The organism is Halorientalis brevis (genome assembly GCF_023077655.1).
Genome location: NZ_JALLGV010000003.1, coordinates 334,060 through 352,672, shown reverse-complemented (window position 1 = coordinate 352,672; position 18,613 = coordinate 334,060). Strand labels below are relative to the sequence as shown.

Sequence of the window (18,613 nt, the reverse complement as noted above, 5' to 3'; positions counted from 1 at the left end):
CGGCGGCGTCAGTCCGCCCTGGTGTCGTAGAGGCGTTTGAACACGGTGGTGGGGAACCGGGGTTCGACGCGGCTGGGCGGGCGGCCGTGCCCCTCGCTCGCGGCCTCCTGCCGAACGCGTTCGACGATGCCGGTCTCGGCGAGTTCGTAGAGGAACCGCTTGACGGTGCCCGAAGTGAGATCGACCGAGGCCGTCTCGACGATGGCGTCAGTCGTGCGCTCGACGGATTCACGGGCGTCGTCGTCCAGGTCGACGAGCGTGCGAAGAACGAGCTGGCGGTTCTGCGGAAGTGCCACGACGCGGCCCAGCGAGCTACAGGGCCGCGGGACGTCCATCATGCCCGCAGTGATGTCCTCGCTGTGGATTCGCGACCGACCGTGGCTCGCGGCGCGGTCGGCGGCCCCGAACAGGGCCGCCAGGGCGTCGTGGGCGTTTCCCTCGGCCCAGTCGGCGATCTCGCGGGTCTGCTCGTGCTGGAGCGCTCGCTCGGAGAGGCCCTCGGACGCGCGGCCGGTGAGGATGTCGACCAGGTCGTGGCGGCGGTACGCCGGCACCTCGATGCGTTCCGGCGGGAGGTCCGCCGACAGTTCGTCCGGGTCGGGCCGGCCGATGGCGACCCAGGTGAGCGACGAATCGAGCGGCGCGAGTCGCTCGGCGATCGTCGCCAGTTCACAGGTCTCGGGCTCGCCGACGTGGTCGATGGCGACGATCACGTTCTCGCCCGGCGGTCGGAGCGAGTCTGCGAGCCGAGCGCGGAGGGTGTCGGTGCCGATGCCTTTCTCCGGGATGGACTCCGCGGAGACGGCGTCGAGGATGGTGCGGTACTGTGCGAAGGCGCTCGCGGCCTCGCGGCTGTCGACGTAGACGAACTGCGGGGCGTTCGTCGGCTGGGAGCGCGTCGTCGTGTGGATGACCGACTGGGACTCCGAGAGCTGTGCCGAGAGGTTCGACCACAGCGCGGTGACGACGGCCGACTTCCCGGCGCCCATCGGTCCCCAGACGTAGGCATTCGGCGGCAGGCCGCCGTCGAACACCGGATCGAGGTAATCCAACAGGCGTTCGAGAACGGGACCACGGCCGGTCGGCTCGGACACGTGGGCGATCGGACTGATCGCCTCGTAGTCGAGCACGAGGGGAGCAGTGTTACCGGTGCGACGGCGTCGGCGGATGCGAGCTTTCAGATCCATCGGCGTTGTGTTCGGTGAACGATCATTCGTCGGGGAAGCGACGACCGGACGTAACGTTCGGTTGGCAGTACAGTAAGGAAAGTGATGTGATTCGGTCAGACCCCGGCCGGGAGCGGGACCCAGACGCTCGTCGGGAACACGCCGGCGATCGTCAGGACCCCGATCAAGAAGGTACAGAAGACGATCGCTGCGGCCGGCGGGTCCCAGTGCGTGTCGCCGTGAGCGTAGAAGACGCGCTGGAACGTTTCGCCGAACAGTGCTCCGATGACGCCGAAGGCAGCGCCGACGAGGACGGCGACCGCAGCGCCCTGCCCGGCGAGTGCGGCGTCCCCGGAGGCCATCACTGCGAGCGTCGCCGTGCTGGCCGGCAGAGTGATGTGATGCGTGACCGGGATCTGCTCGACGCCAAGGTTCAGGAAGGTCAGCGTCGCTGCGCTGATGCCGAACGCCAGGAACGCGCTGCCAGTGACGACGGCCGTGTAGGCACCGAGAATTCCGGCGACGAGGCCGATCATGGCGACGTTGGCCCACTTGTACTGGTGGCCGAGCCACGGCTCGACGGCGAGTCGCTCTTTCACCGTGCCACCGTCGGTGGCCGCGGCGGCCGTGCTACGAGCAGGGCGCATCTCTTCGCGTGCGAACGGCGTCATGTCCAAGATGCTGTCGCCCCGAACCTCGCCGATCAGCGGGTACCCGAAGGCCAGGCGGTGGAACAGCGCCGAGAGCACGACGCCGATGGCGATCGGGTCCCACGGGACGCCGAAGTTGAACGAGACCTGCCGGATCAGCATTCCGAGAATGCCGAACACGCCGCCGACCGCGAGCACGTCGGGCTTGGTGCCGAGCGCGTAGGCGATGTTCTTGGCCTCGTGATAGTCGAAGCCGGAGTCCATGTACCCTTTCCGCGCCGCGTAGGCAGCCGCGGCCGCACCGCCCGCAAAGGAGATGTGCGGACCGAACACCGGCCCGAACGCCACGCTACCCGTGATGCCGGTCCCGATCTGGCCCTGGATCGCGCCGAGTTCGCCCGCGATCGCCTTCGTCGCGAGGTTGGACGCCTCGCCGGCGATCACCATGAACCCGGTGAAACAGAAGGCCGGGAGCGCGCCCAGTGCCGCGCCGAACGCGCCACCGGCGAACGCGGCAATCCAGAGCGCCGGATTGCTGAGCGCTTCGACGAGCGCTTCGACGGCCATCCTCAGTCACCTCCGTCTGTGGCCCAGTTCTTCGAGCGCTCGACCGCCTCGGCCCAGCGCTCGTACTTCTCGTCGTACCCGTCTGGGTTCTCGACCGCGAACTCCCGGTCGACCTGCCAGTTGTCCCGGAGTTCGTCCAGCGTCTCCCAGTAGCCGACGGCGAGGCCGGCCGCGTAGGCCGACCCCAGCGCGGTCGTCTCGTCGACTTCCGGCCGGACGATCTCCGTGCCGATGATGTCCGACTGGAGCTGACAGAGGAAGTTGTTCTTGACCGCCCCGCCGTCGACGCGCAGACTCGTCGTCTCGACGCCGGAGTCGGCCTCCATGGCTTCTGCCACGTCGCGCGTCTGGTACGCGATGGACTCCAGGGTCGCGCGGACGATGTGTTCGCGGCGCGTGCCGCGGGTCATCCCGACGATGGTGCCGCGTGCGCGGCCGTCCCAGTGGGGGGCGCCGAGGCCGGTAAAGGCGGGGACCAGGTAGACGCCGTCCGTGGAGTCGACCGAGCGCGCCATCTCCGCGGTCGCGGCCGCGTTGTCGATGAGATCGACGTCTTCGAGCCACTCGATCGCGGCGCCGGTGATGAAGATCGCGCCCTCCAGCGCGTACTGGACGGGTTCCCCCGAGCGCTGGAAGCCGATCGTCGTCAGCAGGCCGTGATCGGACTCGACGGCCTCGTTGCCCGTGTTCATCAGGTAGAACGAGCCCGTCCCGTAGGTGTTCTTCGCGTCGCCCTCGTCGAAACAGGTCTGGCCGAACATCGCGGCCTGCTGGTCGCCGAGCGCCCCCGCGACCGGAACGGCTTCGCCGAGGAAGCCGTCGGCGTCGGTGTACCCGTAGTAGTCCTCGTCGGACGACGGGCGTACCTCCGGGAGCATCGACGCGGGGACGTCGAACTCCTCCAGGAGTTCGGCGTCCCACGCCAGGTCGTGGATGTTGAACAGCATCGTCCGTGAGGCGTTCGAGACGTCCGTGATGTGGTTGCCGGTGAGGTTGTAGATGAGCCACGCGTCGATCGTCCCCATCATCAGCTCCCCGTTCTCGGCGCGGTCGCGGATGTCCTCGGTTCGAGACCGATCCATCTTGATCGGATCGGCGTTGTCGAGGATCCACTCCGTCTTGGTCGCGGAGAAGTACGCGTCGCACTCCAGTCCCGTCTTTTCCCGGATCCACTCGACCTTGCCGGCTTCCTGGATCTCCTCGACCCGGTCCGTCGTCCGACGGTCCTGCCAGACGAGCGCGTTGTGGACCGGCTTCCCGGTCTGGGCGTCCCAGACGATCGTCGTCTCGCGCTGGTTCGTGATACCCAGCGCTTCCAGCTGACTCGGTTCGAGACCGGCCTCGGTGAGACCGGTCGTCACGACGTCTTTGGTGTTCTCCCAGATCTCCATCGGGTCGTGTTCGACCCACCCGGGTTCCGGATAGATCTGTTCGTGCTTCTGGTAGGCGTTGGCGACGACCTGGCCGCTATGGTCGAAGACCATGAACCGGGTCCCGGTCGTCCCTTGATCGATCGCACCGACGTAGGTGTCTGTTGGCATATGGCGTTCACCACTCTGGTGTCGACGACGGCTTTCTTTACTGCCAAAGCCGTCTTAGCGGTAAAAATTATAGTCTATGATGATAAGTGTTACGCAGTAACGCACCTCTAGAACCGGATATAAGCAAAGAGAGGTGACGAGGAGGTGATGCCAGTGGCCCGAAGTTCCAACAGGTAGTAGTGCTCGAAGGCGGTGGTCCGGACCCGGACAGACCGAGCACCGCAGCTCGGTGAGCCACAGCACGGAAAGCGTGATCTCCTGCCCGGGACAGAACCCGACACGGGGGCGGAATTCCCGTCGCTCGTTTAGAAAAGCGGACAGTTCGGGACGCGCGGAGCGACTCGGTTCCCCGCCGCGTCAGCGCTGGGTTGGTGGCTGGCGGGCGATCAATCATGACGAGTGAGTAGAGTATTTTACTGATAGTGATTCCCCTGCGGTAAAAATATGTATACGCAGTCCAATGTGGGGACAGTGCGATGGCTGACACACCGAGCGTTCTCGTGATCGGCGGTGGGTCGACGGGCTGTGGCATCGCCCGGGACCTGGCGATGCGCGGCGTCGACGTCACCCTCGTCGAGAAGGGGAACCTGACACACGGAACGACGGGGCGGATGCACGGGTTGCTCCACAGCGGCGGCCGGTACGCCGTCGCTGACCAGGCCAGTGCCAAAGAGTGCATTCAGGAGACGCGCGTCCTCGAAGACATCGCGAGCCACTGCGTCGAGGAGACGGGCGGGCTGTTCGTCCAGCGCCCCGAAGACTCCGACGAGTACTTCGAGCGGAAGCTCCGGGGCTGTGACGAGTGCGACATCCCCACGGAAGTTCTCTCCGGGCGGGAGGCACGCAAGCGCGAACCGTACCTCGCGAAGGACGTCAAGCGAGCGATCGCCGTCCCCGACGGGGCCGTCGACCCCTTCAGGCTCTGCGTCGCGAACGCCCGCAGCGCGGAGAACCACGGCGCCCGCATCGAGACCCACGCCGAGGTGACCAACCTGCTCGTCGAGGCCGGCGAAGTCGTCGGCGCCGAGGTTCGACACCGGAGCGGCCCGGGAAAGCGCGACCACGGCGCGGCCGGAACGACCGAAGAGATCGCGGCCGACTACGTCGTCAACGCCACGGGCGCGTGGGCCGGCCAGATCGGCGAGATGGCCGGCGTCGACATCGAGGTCCGCCCCTCGAAAGGCGTGATGACCGTGATGAACGTCCGGCAGGTGGACACCGTCATCAACCGCTGTAAGCCGAAGGGCAACGCCGACATCATCGTGCCCCACGAGACGACGGCCATCCTCGGGACCACCGACGCCGAGGTCGACGATCCCGAAGACTACCCGGAAGAGCAGTGGGAGGTCGACCTGATGATCGACGAACTCTCGAAACTCGTCCCGGTCCTCCAGGAGGCCCGAACCATTCGGTCGTACTGGGGCGTTCGTCCGCTGTACGAACCGCCGGGCGCCGGCACCGAGAACCCCGAGGACATCACGCGGGACTTCTTCCTGCTCGATCACACCGAGCGCGACGATCTCCCGGGCATGACCTCGATCGTCGGCGGGAAGTTCACGACCTACCGGATGATGGCCGAGGACATCAGCGACCACGTCTGCGCAAAGCTCGGCGTGTCAGCCACCTGTCGAACCGCAGACGCTCCCCTGCCGGGCAGCGAGGACTTCCGCGTCCTGGAGGACGCGATGGACGACTACGGGCTGACCTCGCCCATCAAGAAACGATCCGTCCAGCGCCTCGGCGACCGGGCCGACGAGGTGCTCTCGACGACCGACCCCAACCCCGTCGTCTGTGGCTGTGAAGGCGTCACCCGCGCGGAACTCCAGGACGCCATCAGCCAGGCCGGCACTGACCTGAACGCCGTCCGCATTCGGACCCGTGCTTCGATGGGGAACTGTCAGGGCGGGTTCTGTACCCACGCAATCGCCCAGGAACTCCACCCGGAGTACGACGCCGAGCAGTCGTACGCGGCGCTGGACGAACTCTATCAGGAACGGTGGAAGGGCCAGCGCCACGCGCTGTGGGGCGAACAGCTCTCGCAGGCCATGCTCACCTACGCGCTCCACGCGACCACCATGAACCGAGACGCTGATCCCGCCCGGCGGGAGGACACCATCGACTTCGCGGCGTTCGACGACGGGAGGGGGGCAGGTGCCAGCGCGAATCGAACGAGTGCGGCCACGGACGGAGGTGAGCGGCGTGGCGATTGAACAGGACGTTCTCGTCGTGGGCGGCGGACTCGCCGGAATCACGGCAGCCATCTCGGCCGCGCGGTCGGGCGCCCACGTGCGCCTGGTCTCGTACAAGCAGTCCACGCTCCGCCACGCCAGTGGACTCGTCGACGTCCTCGGGTACACGCCGGACGGCGAGGGGCCGCTCGTCGATCCGTTCGACGCCATCGACGACCTCCCGGAGGGGCACCCATACGAGCGCGTCGGCACCGACGCCGTCGCGTCGGGACTCGCCCTGTTCGACGAGATCACGGCCGGTACCTACGAAGGCAGCCACACCGACGCGAACGCGCTCGTGCCGACGCACGGTGGCACGATCAAACCCACGGCCCGCTATCCAGACAGCGCTGCCGCCGGACTGGCCAGCGACGGCCGAGACGCACTGCTCGTCGGGTTCGAGCGCCTGCCCGGGTTCGACGCGCCGCTGGCGGCGACCCACCTCGGTGCGACGGGTGCGCCGTTCCGGGCGCGGGGCGTCACCGTCGAGTTCCCGGTGAAACTCAGCGCGGACCCGAAGGTGACCCGCTTTGCCCACCTGCTCGATCAGGACGAGGGCATCGACGGCGGGACCCGTGGCGTGCGACGTGCGCTCGCGGAGCTGGTGAAAGGGCACCTCGACGGCGCCGAGCGGGTCGGCTTCCCCGCAGTGCTGGGCGACGACCATCCCCGCGAAGTCCGTGCCGACCTGGCCGAGTACATCGGCGCCGACGTGTTCGAGGTCCCGATGGGGCCGCCGAGTCTCCCGGGCATCCGGCTGGAAGACCGACTCTTCGCGGCCCTCGACGAGGCCGGCGTCAGCATCGAGACCGGCAACCCCGTCGTGGGCTTCGAGCGCGACGGCGACACCGTCGCGTCAGTCACGGTGAGTCGAACGGGCAACGAGGTCCCCTATGCGGCCGAGCAGTACGTTCTGGCGACCGGCGGCCTGGTCGGGAAGGGTCTCGACTCGGACCGCGAGGGCGTCCGCGAGCCCGTTTTCGACTGCCACATCGCACAGCCACCGGACCGCTACGACTGGTTCGGGGACGACGCCTTCGGCGACCACCCGTTCGCCCGCTTCGGCGTCGATCCCGACCGGGAGTTGCGGCCCGTGGACGCCGGCGGCACAGCGGAGTTCGACAATCTCCGGGCTGCCGGTGCAGTGCTGGGCAACTACGACTTCGCAGCGGAGAAATCAGGCAGCGGCGTTTCGCTGGCGACCGGCTACCACGCAGGCACACTGGCAGGAGAGGAGGCGACATGAGCGACGCAGAATCACCCCCAGACGACGACGTACCGTCCGTCCCCGACGACGAGATACCCGCCGGCGACGAGTTCGAGCCGGTCCAGGTGTTTCCGGACAGCGACCTCGACCTCCGGGAGGGCGCCGACGACTGTTACAAGTGCTCGACGTGCGATACGAACTGTCCGGTCGCGGAGGTCGACGACGACTTCCCCGGCCCGAAGTTCCAGGGGCCGGAGCAGTGGCGGCTCAAGCGCAAGGACGACGAGGACATCGACGCCTCGATCATGGACTGCTCGAACTGCATGCGCTGTGACACCGCCTGCCCGTCGGACGTGCCCCTCAGCCAGATGCACAACGAGGCCCGCGGCGAGTACGTCGACGAGCAGATGGACACGTGGTCCGTCGAGTACTGGCGCAACCGCGTCCTCGCGAACTACCGCATCAGCGCCTGGTTCGCGAGCAAGATGCCCCGCCTCGCCAACGCGGTGATGAGCAATTCGCTCGTCCGGCAGGTCGGCGAGAAACTGTTCGGCGTCACAGCCGAGCGGGAGTTCCCCGCCTTCGCCGAGCAGACCTTCCGCGAGTGGTGGGCCGAGCGCGGCGGCCCGAAAGTGCAGAGCGAGGACAAGCGCGTCGCGTACTTCCACGGCTGTTATTCGAACTACAACACGCCAGAGGTCGCCAAGGCGATGGTCCGCACCTTCGAGCACTTCAGCTACCAGATCGCGGTCCCCGACCAGGGCTGTTCGGGCACGCCGATGTTCGCCAATGGCATGTTAGACGACGCCCGTCGCGACGCCGAACTCAACATAAAGGAGTTCTCACAGCTCGTCGAAGAAGGGTACGACGTCATCTGTTCCTGTACCTCCTGCTCGATGGCGCTCCGTCAGGAGTACCCGGAGCTCTTTTCCTTCGAGGGTACCGCGAAAGTCTCCGCGAGCACCTACGAGGCCGTCGAGTACCTCCGGATTCACGAGGATCTGGGGAGTGCGATCTCGGACGCCGAGGTCGAGTTCCCGGACCTGGCGTACCACGCGCCGTGTCACGCCCGGAGCCAGGGCCTCGATCGGCAGGCGGTCGAGTTGTTCCGCGACCTCGACGGCGTCAAGATCGAGGACGTGGGCGAGTCCTGTTCGGGGATTTCGGGCACGTACGGCTGGAAGTCCGAGAAGTACGAGAAGTCGATGGCCATCGGCGAGGAGATGTTCGAGCACATGGACGAAGCCGAGGGCGAGACCGGCATGACCGAGTGCCCGACCTGCGCGATGCAGATGGAACACGGCTCTGGCTACGAGATTCGCCATCCGCTGGAAGTGCTGGAGGCGGCGCTCGTTTCGCGGTGAGCTGCCCCACCGTCGTTCGGGACGACGCCACTCAGCGCGGAATGCCGTAGGTCTCGTCGTCGAGGTCGATCATGTAGACGCGCTTTTCGGTGTCGATGTCGTCGATGCGGGCCACGTCCTGGTCGTCGAGTTCCCAGTCGGCCACCTGGAAGTTCGAGCGGATGTGTGCGGGCGTCGAGGACTTGGGAATCGTCACGACGCCCTTCTGGATCTGCCAGCGGAGGACGACCTGGGCCGGCGTCTTCTCGTAGGACGCGGCCACGTCCTGCACGACGGGATCGTCGAGCACTTCGGTGCGGGCGAGCGGCGCGGCCGCGGTGAGGACGACGTCGTTATCCTCACAGTACGCCAGGAGGTCGTCCTGGTTGAGCCAGGGGTGGTACTCCACCTGGTTGACGGCGATGGGGACGTCGCTCACTTTCTGCGCGAACGTGAGCTGGTACTTGCTGAAGTTGCTCACGCCGATATTGCGGACTTTCCCCTCCTCGTGGAGGCGTTCGAGGGCGTCCAGCGTTTCCCGGAGCGAGATCGTCGGGTTCGGCCAGTGGATCAGATAGAGGTCGAGGTAGTCCGTTCCGAGCCGGTCGAGGCTGGCCTCGCATGACTCCAACACGGACTCGTAATGGAGGTTCTTCGGGAGGACTTTCGAGGTGAGGAAGACGTCCTCGCGGTCGTACTCGGACAGCGCGGCGCCGACCTCGGCTTCGTTTTTGTAGCCTTCGGCGGTGTCGACGTGGGTGTAGCCCGCGTCGAGCGCCGTCCGAACTGCGTCGGTCACGGTCTCGCCGGAGATGTTCCACGTCCCAGCGCCGAGTTGCGGCATCTCGTCGCCACTGGGCAGCGTTCGCGTCGGAATAGACATACGAGTCTGCCTTCACAGGGGTCGTCTAAAGGGCTGCCGACTTCCGGGACGCCGGTCGTGACCAGCCGACAACAGCCGTCTCACCCCGTATTCTTCATCCCGGCAGCGATCCCCTGCACAGTCAGGCGGAGCGTCCGCTCCTGTTGGGGCGAGAGGTCGGCCTCACCGAGCAGGCGCACCTGTAGCAGGTTCAGCGGGTCGACGTAGGGGTTTCGGCGCTGGAGGTTCTCCTCGAGCCACTCGCGGGTCAGCAGGCTGTCGCGACCGGTGATCTCGCAGACTAAGTCGACGGCGGCTTCGTACTCCTCGCGGATGCGCGGGAAGATGCGCTCCCGGAGGTCGTCGTCCGCGAGGTCGGCGTACTCACTGGCGATCTCCACGTCCGTGCGGGCCAGCGCCTGGGACGCGTTGTCGAGCACCGTCCGGAAGAACGGCCACTCGCGGTACATCTCGGTGAGCGTCTCGACGTCGCCGCCCTCGTCGAGGTAGTGCTGGAGGCCAGACGCCAGCGAGTACCAGCCGGTGATGATACACCGGGATTGGGTCCAGGAGAACACCCACGGGATCGCCCGGAGGTCCTCGACGCTGCGCTCTTCCGACCGGGAAGCCGGGCGCGACCCGAGGTTGAGGTCCTCGATGACGGTGATGGGCGTCGCCTGCTCGAAGTACTGGACGAACCCCTCGGTTTCCAGCAGGTCCTGGTACTCCGCGCGGGCGGCGTCGCTCGCGATGTCTAGCGCGTCCAGCCACTCGTCGGGGATGGTCTCGGCGCCCTCCTGGAGGGCTTCGTACCGCGCGCGGATCTGGGCGTTAGCCATCTGTTCTAAGTTCCGCTCTGCGATGTCGTCGTTGGCGTACTTCTCGGAGATGGCTTCGCCCTGTTCGGTGAACTTGATCTGGCCCGACACCGTCTCCCGGGGGAGCGCGAGCATCGCGTCGTTCATCGGGCCGCCGCCGCGGGAGATCGACCCGCCGCGGCCGTGGAACAGGCGCATCTCCACGTCGTAGTCGTCTGTGATCTCGGCCAGGCGCTTCTGGTTGCGGTGAAGGCTCCAGTTCGCGGCGAGATAGCCGTTCTCCTTGTTCGAGTCGGAGTAGCCCAGCATGATCTCCTGGAGGTTGCCCCGCGCCTCGAGCGCCTGCGAGTAGGCCTCGTTCTCGAACAGCGTCCCCATGATGCGCCGCGCCCCGGAGAGGGCGTACTCGGTTTCGAGCAGGGGGACGACGTCCAGCCCGCAGTAGCCCGGGAGGTCCACGATGCCGGCCTGATCGGCCAGGAAGAGAACTTCCAGCACGTGGCTGGGTTCCTCGGCCATGCTGACGGCGTAGGTGTCGATGGCGTCGACGCCGAACTCCCGCTGCCAGTCGGCGAGTTTCTCGAACCGCCGGAGAACGCGACTGGCCGTGTCGCCGAGGTCAGCCCTGTCCTCGACGTCCACGACGGCGTCGTCCTGGAGGATCGCCTCGGTCAGCACCTCGGTCCGTTCGTCCTCGTCCATCTCGGCGTAGTCGATGCTCTCGCGAGCGAGCGCCTCGGAAACGGCCGTGGTGTGCTGTTCCTGGTGGTCGCGCACGTCGAGGCTGGCCATCGCGAAGCCGAACGTTTCGACCTTGCGGACGAGCGGGTCGACCTGCGTCTCGGCGACGTCGGCGGCGTCGTTCGCGCGCAGACTGTCTGCGATGACCCGCAGGTCCGTCGCGAGTTCGTCGGCGTCCCGGTAGCCACCCTGGCGGACGTCCCCGACCCTGAGGACGCGTTCGCGCATCAGTTTGAGCTTCTGGCGGTACGGTTCCTCGGGGTAACGCGCCTCGGCCCCGCTGGCGACGCCGGGGAGTCGCTCGCGGTCGGCGGCGAGCCGGTCCTCGAAGGCCGAGCCGGGGTCGATCTGACTGGCGTCCTGGCTGAGGACGCCGGACAGCGCCTTGAGTTCGTTCCGGTACATCGGGAGGACGGTCTCGCGCTGGCGCTCCAGGGTCTCCTCGGTGATCTCTGGGGTGACGTAGGGGTTGCCGTCGCGGTCGCTGCCGGCCCACGAGCGGAACTCGTAGAGCTTGGGGACGTCGACGTCGGCGTCGAACTGCTCGTCGAGATGGCGTTCGAGTTCGTCGTACACCTCACTGATGACGTCGAAGAGGACGTTCTCCAGGTACCACTGGACGTTCAGCGCCTCGTCGGTCACCTCCGGCCGTCGCCGGCGGACCTGCGGGGTCTGCCAGAGGCTCGTCACCTCGGCGTGGAGGTCCCGCTCGACGGCCCGTTGCTCCCGGTCGGTCAGTCGGACTTCGTCGAGCGTTTCGAGATCGTCGGCGACCGACCGGAGTTTCGCCTTGACGGTCTTCCGGCGCGCTTCGGTCGGATGGGCGGTGAAGGTCGGCTGGATCAGCACGTCCGTCAGCACCTGCTCGACGGTCTCGGGGTCCGCGTCGGCGTCGGCGAGTCGGCTGACCGCCGCTTCGATGCTGTCCGAGAGCATCCCTCGCTGGCTGCCCTCGCGGATCTCCCGCACCCGGTGGCGTTCCTCCGCGAGGTTGATGAGCTCGAAATACGTCGTGAACGCCCGCGCGACGACGTCCTGGCGATCCGCCTCCAGTCGGTCGAGTTCCCTGTGGACCGCCTCCCGCGACGCCGCCTCACCGCGCCGGTAGGCGATCGCCGACGTCCGCAATCGCTCGACGGTCTCCAGCGCGTCGGTCGACGCCTGTGCCGCCAGTATCTCTCCCAGTAGCGACCCCAGTTCCTGCACGTCCTGGGTCACGTCCCTGGCGTGTAAATCCATACCATATCACCACACAGCGCCACGTAAAACACTGACGAAAATTCCCAAATTACAACTCATACTCGAGTAAATATCTATTACATATCGGCGCGGCGCGGTGAGTGTGAGTGACGGTCGCGAGTCGAACTCCGGGAACGAGTCGCGCAGGAACACTGCGCCGTCGGGACGGTCCGGACGGTCGAGGCCGTCTCAGCCGTCGAAATTCGCCCGGAGTTTAAGACAGAGACCACGGTATCGGTTGGCATGGGGCTTCTGAATTGGTTCACCGGGCTGTTCGAGGCGGACGAGGCGTCGGGAGACGGCGGCGGCGCCGCCGATGCGCCAGCGGAACTGGACCTGCAGGTCGACGTCGAGCGTCGCGCGGGAGCGATCATGGAACACTACGAGCTGGCGAGCGAAGACGCCCGGCGGATCGCCGAGATTCTCGACGCGGCAGTGAGTCGCGAGGACGGGTACGCCAGAACGATGATCGTCGACCAGCTGGTTCGCGAGGTCGACGTCGACGAGGACCGCGCCCGGACAATCGTCGACACGGAAGTCGGGTCCATCCGCAACCTCGCTCGCGTCCGGAAGTTCACTGCACAGAGCGACGACGAGGTCAGCGTCCGCTGGGTCGACTCCGTGGGCAGGGACGACTCGCCTGTCTGTGCCGACGTCCGGTCGGCGATCGACGCGGAGGGCCCCGTGACGCCCGACCGCCTGCGCGAACTGATCCGCGAGGCGGCCAGCGATCACGACGGCGGCACGCCCGAGCGCGCCGAGGACCTGATCCCCCACGAGTCCTGTCGTCACACTGTCGTCAGGCACTTCGAGACGAGCTAAGCACCCCGGGCCAGCCAAACGTCTTTTTCAGTCCGGCGTGAACCCACGGTATGGACATCCACCGGTACTTCGACGAGTTCACCGAGCGAGACTGGCAGGCCACGAGCGGTGACCAGGAGCCAGTCCGCTTCGCCATGATCGGCCTGGGATGGTGGACCCGTGAGGAGGCCATCCCCGCCGTCGCCGACTCGGCGCTCTGCGAGACGAGCGTCGTCGTCAGCCGCGACAAAGAGAAGGCCCAGTCGGTCGCCGACAGCGTCGAATCCGTCGAAGCCGGCATCACGGACGAGGAGTTCCACGACGGGGTCGCCCGGGACATCTACGACGCCGTCTACGTCGCGACGCCGAACGCCACGCACCTGCCGTACGTCAAATCCGCCACCGAGTTCGGGAAGGCCGTCCTCTGTGAGAAGCCGATGGAAGCTACCGTCGATCGAGCCGAAGCGATGGTGACTGCCGCCGAGGACGCCGGCGTCACCCTGATGGTCGCCTACCGAATGCACACGGAACCGGCCGTTCGACGGCTCCGCGACCTCGTCGAGGAGGGGCTGCTCGGTGAGCCCGTGCAACTCCACGGGCACATGTCCCAGCGGCTCATGGAGATGATCCCGAATCCGGATCAGTGGCGACTGAATCCGGACCTCGCAGGCCCGGGCGCGAGCGTCACCGACATCGGCCTCTACCCGCTGAACACCGCTCGCTACGTCCTCGACGCCGATCCGGTCGCGGTCCAGGCGAGCATGGACTCGACGAGCGACGCCTTCGACGCCGTCCCCGACGAACGGGCGGCGTTCACGATCGAGTTCCCGGGCGGCGTGTTTGCTGCCTGTACCGCCAGCCAGAACGCCGTCCAGTCGAGCCACCTCCAGGTGATCGGAACGGAGGGAACAGCGACGCTCGACCCAGCGTTCTTCGCCACGGAGCCTCGGGAACTCACGGTCTCTCGCGCCGGGACGCGCGTCGACACCACCTTCGAGCAGGTCGACCAGATGCGCGAAGAGTTCGACTACTTCGCGGACTGCCTGCACACCGACCGGGAGCCGGTCGGCGACGGCCGCCACGGCCTCGTCGACATGCGTGCCCTCGAAGGCATCTACGAGGCTGCCGAGCGCACCGAACGCGTCGAGTTGTAAGGTCGAGAACGCTCAGGTCTGCACCTCGAACCGCACGCCGCCGGCGTCGCTCTCGGTGAGCCGGACGTCCCACCCGTGGGCGGAGAACACTTCCTCGACGATGGCCAGCCCGAGCCCGGTTCCGGTCTCGGTCGTCGAGTACCCGTACTCGAAGACGGCGTCGCGTTCGTCGGCGGGAATCCCCGGACCGTCGTCGGCGACGAAAAAGCCAGACGGCGTCGTCCCGACGCGGAGCGACACGTCCGGCCCGGCGTGTTCCAGGGAGTTCCGGAAGAGGTTCTCGAAGGCCTGGAGCAGCCGCTGGGGGTCCGCGTCGAGGCGCCCGTCGGCGTCGATCGTCAACTCGCCCGTCGGCGCGTCGACGTGTTCCCAGGCGTCTCCGGCGACGGTCGCCAGGCTCACGGGTTCGGTTTCGTCGACGGTCTGGCCCTGGCGAGCGAGCGCCAGCAGGTCGTCGATGAGTTCTTCCATGCGCTCGTGGGCGCCGTCGACGGCCGCGAGGAGGTCCGAGTCGCACTCGTGGCGCGCCATGTCCAGGTTCGACTCGGCCATCCGCAGCGGGTTCCGGAGGTCGTGCGAGACGGTGCTGGCGAACCGCTCCAGTCGCTCGTTCTGGCGATGGAGTTCCCGTTCGCGTTCGAGTCGGTCGGAGACGTCTCGGCCGATGCCGACGATGCCTTCGACGGTGCCGTCGGCCTCGGTCACGGGTGCGCCGGTGAACTCGTAGGGGATGCGATCGCCGTCGCTGGTGACGATTCGGGCCTCGGCGCGCGCACGGCCGCCGTCGAGAATCGCCTCGATCGCCCCGGTTATCGCCGCCACGTCCTCGTCGGCGATCAGTTCGAGCGGGCCCATGTTCTCGATCTCGCGCTCGCTGTAGCCGGTCGCCTCGAGCAGCCGGTCGTTCCAGCGGATGTAGTTCAGGTCCTCGTCGAGCGCGTACATGATGTCCGGGATCGAGTCGACGAGGCCGTCGATAAACGCGCGCTCCTCGCGGAGTTCCGCCTCCCGTTCGGCGCGATTGCAGGCGGTTGCGGCGCTCGTCGCGAGCACCTCGGCGACCTGGCGGTCGAGATCGTCGATTCGATCCGGTTCCGTGGCCCCGAGCACCAGCACCCCGTACTCGCCGATCGGGACGTACATCGCTGACTGCACCGGCGATCGGTCGGCGTCGTCGTCGATCGCAGCGAGGTCATCGGCCATCAGGATCTCGCCGGTCTGGAACGCGTCGCCGACCGGCGGTTCGTCGACGGCGTAGGTCGGACGGTCGTCCATCCGCTCGCGAACCATCTCGGTCGACGCGACGGGGACGAGTGCGTCCGCCTCGTCGTCGTAGAGCCGGACGGTGCTGAGTTCGAACCCGAGGACGTCGCGCGCGGCCGCCAGCGTCGTCTCGGCGACGGTCCGGTGGTCCGGCGCGTCCATCAGGTCCTGCGTCGTCTCGACCAGTCCCGAGAGCTTCCGCTGGCGTTCCTGCTGGGCCGTGATGTCCCTGATGACCCCGGCCGTCCCGGTGAACGAACCGTCGTCGTCGTAGACGATCGTCATGTGGTCCTCGGCGGGGATGTCGGAGCCCTCCTTGGGCTGCAGTGGGAACTCGAAGGTGGTCTCGACGGACTGGCCCGCCAGCAGCGACCGGAGCTTCTCCTCTGCCGACTCGACGGTCGCGTCGTCTTTGATGATCCCGACGTGTTCGCCCAGCAACTCCTCGCGGTCGTAGCCGGTCAGGTCTGCGGCGGCGTCGTTGACCAGTTCGAAGCAGCCGTCGTCGTCGAGAGCGTACACGACGTCGTCGACGGCGTTGATCGTCTCCTCGAACCGTTCGAGTTCGCGCTGGCGTTTCCTGCGTTCCGTGACGTCGCGACCGACGCCGACCGTGCCGGCGAAGGCACCGTCCTCGCGGAGGATTTCGAGGTTCGTCTCCACGGGGACGCGTTCGCCATCGGCGCACTGTACCTCGAACTCGATGGGGGCCGGCGAGTCGTCGCCCTCGTTCAGTGCGGTCGTGATGTGGGCTTCGACGGCCGCGACGTCGTCGTCGCTCATCACGGTCGAGACGTGCGCGCCGAGCAACGTCTCGCGGGCGTATCCGGTCCGTTCGACGAGCGTGTCGTTGACCATCGTGAACCGGCCGTCGGGGTCGACGCGGTAGACGAGGTCGGCGGCCGCGTTGATCCCCGTCTCGTAGGCCTCCAGTTGCTCCTCGCGTTCCTTGCGGTCGGTGACGTCCCGGAAGTACGCCGACAGGCCGGCGTCGTCGGGATACAGCCTGACCTCGAACCACGCCGCCAGCGACTCGTAGTAGGCCTCGAAGATGACCGGCTCCTGTGTCTCCATGGCGCGGCGAGCGTTCGCCTCGAACGTCGTCCCGGACGCGCCGGGGAACACGTCCCAGATGGGCTCACCCAGGACGGCGTCCTCGGTGACGCCGAGCAACTCCTCGGCGTGTGAGTTCAGGAACGTGAACCGGTCGTCGGCGTCGAGGGCGAAGACGCCGTCGTCGATGCGCTCGAACACCGCTTCGACGTCCGCGGTCGCGGCCGGGGGCTCGTCGGTCGGCCCCGGCGATCCCGAGTACGGCGTCACGTGTCGGCAACGACCTCCTCGATCTGCTCGGCGAGCGATTCGAGGTGATCCATCCCCTCGCCTTTCTCGACGTAGGCCGTCACGCCGGCGTCGATGGCCTCGCTTTCGACCGCGTTACTCCCCTTCCCGGTGTAGAGGATGAAGGGGATGTCGAGGCCGGCGTCCCTGACGCGGGCGAGGACGGACAACCCGTCCATCGCGGGCATCTCGAAGTCACAGAGCAGCAGATCGAAGCCGTCGGGGTCGTCCCGTAGGCGGTCGAGCGCGCCGTTCGGATCGGTCGTCGTCTCGATGCGGATGCCCTCCCAGAACCGCTCGAAGTAGTTCTCCGTCGTCGCCAGTGAACCGCGCTCGTCGTCGAGGTGCAGGACTCTGATCGGACGGTCGGTCGCGTCGAACGACACCAGCATTACGGGCCGACCTCCGGGCGCGTGGCGCCGAGGAGCGTCTCGACCAGTTCGTCCGCGGGCGTGACGTGGTCGACGTATCCGCTCTCGCGGGCGTTCGATGGCATCCAGTGGGCCGGACTCGATTCGTCGTCTTGCGCGACGGTCGTCCCGCCCGCGCGCTTGATCGCCTCCACGCCGGCGGTCCCGTCCGTTCCGAGTCCCGTCATCACGACGCCCACGAGCGGTCCGTCGACGGTTTCAGCTGCCGACTGCATCGTCACGTCGGCCGACGGCTGCACGGTCACGTCCCCGTCAGCCTCGACGTGGCCGAGCGTGAGTTCCGTCCCGTCGTCGGCCGCGACGGCGAGGTGTGAGCCGCCGTTGGCGACGACGATCTCGCCCGGGCCGAGGCTCGCGCCGTCCATGGATTCCCGGACCGTGTACTCGCTGATCGCGTCGAGGTTGCGGGCGAACTGGGCGGTGAACCGCTCTCGGAGGTGCTGGACGACGAGCACGCGAAAGCCAGCCTCCCGCGGAAGGGACGCGAGGTGCTGTTTGAGCAACCGCGGCCCGCCGGTCGAACTCGCGATGACGACGACCGGGTTCGCGTCCGGCATCGCGGTGGGTGCCGACGCCGCCGTCGCGTCCCGATCTGTCTGCTCGTCTTCGTCTGGGGCGAGCGGTTCCGGCTGGACCTTGGCGGCGTCCTCGATGGTGTCGATCAGTTCCGCCTTGTACTCGTAGAGATCCAGCGACGGCTCCTCACCGGGTTTGTGGAAGTAGTCCACGGCACCGGCTTCCAGCGCCGAGAGGGTGGTCTCGGCCCCGTCCTCGGTGTAGCGGCTGAGCATGACGACCGGCGTGGGCCGAGTGGTCATGATGCGCTCGACGGCCTCGATGCCGTCCATTCCCGGCATCTTCACGTCCATCGTCACCACGTCCGGTTCGTGGTCGTCGACCATGCTGATGGCCTGCTTACCGTTTCGCGCTTTGCCGACGACCTCGTGGCCCGCCTCCTCGAGGTAGCTGGCGACCTGTGACTGCGTGAAGTGCGAATCGTCGACGACGAGAACTCGTATCATAAGGTATCCTGTCTGGGCGTTCGGAGACTGCCAGCGAATGCTGGTAGCTGCGTGACGCTGCGAATTCGGGTCGATCTGTTGCTGTGAGGGTGTGGGAGGCGCATGCGAGTCACGCCTGGAACGGCGTCTCGGATCGGAGTCTGTCTCATGGGTTGGGGGAATCCCGATGCGTCCATGGCCCGACAGCGCCCGCAGCGGACCCCAGCGAGCCACGGCGAACGAACGCGTTCAGTGTCTGA

At 67.1% G+C, this 18,613-nt stretch carries 13 protein-coding genes; 5 read left to right on the top strand and 8 right to left on the bottom strand.

The genetic code is table 11. The annotated features are described in order from the left end of the window. Window positions 1-8 precede the first annotated feature (8 nt). From MU553_RS07215 to glpK, 3 genes are all read right to left on the bottom strand, one after another. Window positions 9-1,187 (bottom strand): Cdc6/Cdc18 family protein, encoded by a 1,179-nt coding sequence (locus MU553_RS07215; RefSeq protein WP_247377178.1) that lies wholly within the window; start codon window positions 1,185-1,187, stop codon window positions 9-11. A gap of 95 nt (window positions 1,188-1,282) precedes the next feature. Then, a complete protein-coding gene (locus tag MU553_RS07210; RefSeq protein ID WP_247377176.1) occupies window positions 1,283-2,383 on the bottom strand; it encodes a DUF7973 family transport facilitator in 1,101 nt (366 codons plus the stop codon). Window positions 2,384-2,385: 2 nt separating this feature from the next. Continuing rightward, the gene (gene glpK / locus MU553_RS07205) at window positions 2,386-3,924 is read right to left on the bottom strand and encodes a glycerol kinase GlpK (protein ID WP_247377174.1); all 1,539 of its coding nucleotides are present in this window, start codon (window positions 3,922-3,924) and stop codon (window positions 2,386-2,388) included. Between the two features lie 476 nt (window positions 3,925-4,400). Between glpK and glpA the strand changes: the two genes are divergently transcribed. The 3 genes from glpA to MU553_RS07190 are packed head-to-tail and all read left to right on the top strand — an operon-like array spanning window position 4,401 to window position 8,723. Continuing rightward, entirely contained in the window at window positions 4,401-6,134 is a 1,734-nt protein-coding gene (gene glpA / locus MU553_RS07200) for an anaerobic glycerol-3-phosphate dehydrogenase subunit GlpA (RefSeq protein WP_247377172.1), read from the top strand. Further along, entirely contained in the window at window positions 6,124-7,398 is a 1,275-nt protein-coding gene (gene glpB / locus MU553_RS07195) for a glycerol-3-phosphate dehydrogenase subunit GlpB (RefSeq protein WP_247377170.1), read from the top strand. The genes glpA and glpB overlap by 11 nt, the downstream gene beginning before the upstream one ends. Then, window positions 7,395-8,723 (top strand): anaerobic glycerol-3-phosphate dehydrogenase subunit C, encoded by a 1,329-nt coding sequence (locus tag MU553_RS07190; protein ID WP_247377168.1) that lies wholly within the window; start codon window positions 7,395-7,397, stop codon window positions 8,721-8,723. Before glpB ends, MU553_RS07190 begins: the two co-directional genes overlap by 4 nt. A 31-nt stretch (window positions 8,724-8,754) precedes the next feature. Here the strand turns inward: MU553_RS07190 and MU553_RS07185 are convergent, their stop codons facing one another. Together MU553_RS07185 and ppc are read right to left on the bottom strand one after the other, a co-directional pair. Continuing rightward, window positions 8,755-9,585 carry an aldo/keto reductase gene (locus tag MU553_RS07185; protein WP_247377166.1) on the bottom strand — a complete coding sequence of 277 codons (831 nt, stop codon included), beginning with the start codon at window positions 9,583-9,585 and terminating at the stop codon, window positions 8,755-8,757. 80 nt (window positions 9,586-9,665) lie between these two features. Next, on the bottom strand, window positions 9,666-12,362 hold the full coding sequence (gene ppc / locus MU553_RS07180) for a phosphoenolpyruvate carboxylase (RefSeq protein ID WP_247377165.1): 2,697 nt from the start codon (window positions 12,360-12,362) through the stop codon (window positions 9,666-9,668). Window positions 12,363-12,605: 243 nt separating this feature from the next. Between ppc and MU553_RS07175 the strand changes: the two genes are divergently transcribed. Next, window positions 12,606-13,184: a hypothetical protein gene (locus MU553_RS07175; RefSeq protein ID WP_247377163.1), complete on the top strand. Its 579-nt coding sequence runs from the start codon at window positions 12,606-12,608 to the stop codon at window positions 13,182-13,184. Between the two features lie 50 nt (window positions 13,185-13,234). Next, entirely contained in the window at window positions 13,235-14,317 is a 1,083-nt protein-coding gene (gfo6, locus tag MU553_RS07170; RefSeq protein ID WP_247377161.1) for a D-xylose 1-dehydrogenase Gfo6, read from the top strand. A 12-nt stretch (window positions 14,318-14,329) separates the two neighbouring features. Here the strand turns inward: gfo6 and MU553_RS23750 are convergent, their stop codons facing one another. Genes MU553_RS23750 through cheB form a run of 3 tightly spaced genes read right to left on the bottom strand, consistent with a single transcriptional unit; the run spans window position 14,330 to window position 18,374 of the window. Next, a complete protein-coding gene (locus MU553_RS23750) occupies window positions 14,330-16,903 on the bottom strand; it encodes a PAS domain S-box protein (RefSeq protein ID WP_247377159.1) in 2,574 nt (857 codons plus the stop codon). Then, window positions 16,900-17,313, bottom strand: a complete 414-nt coding sequence (locus MU553_RS07160; RefSeq protein WP_247377157.1) for a response regulator — start codon at window positions 17,311-17,313, stop codon at window positions 16,900-16,902. The genes MU553_RS23750 and MU553_RS07160 overlap by 4 nt, the downstream gene beginning before the upstream one ends. Further along, a complete protein-coding gene (gene cheB / locus MU553_RS07155) occupies window positions 17,313-18,374 on the bottom strand; it encodes a chemotaxis-specific protein-glutamate methyltransferase CheB (protein WP_247377155.1) in 1,062 nt (353 codons plus the stop codon). The genes MU553_RS07160 and cheB overlap by 1 nt, the downstream gene beginning before the upstream one ends. Window positions 18,375-18,613: the final 239 nt, after the last annotated feature.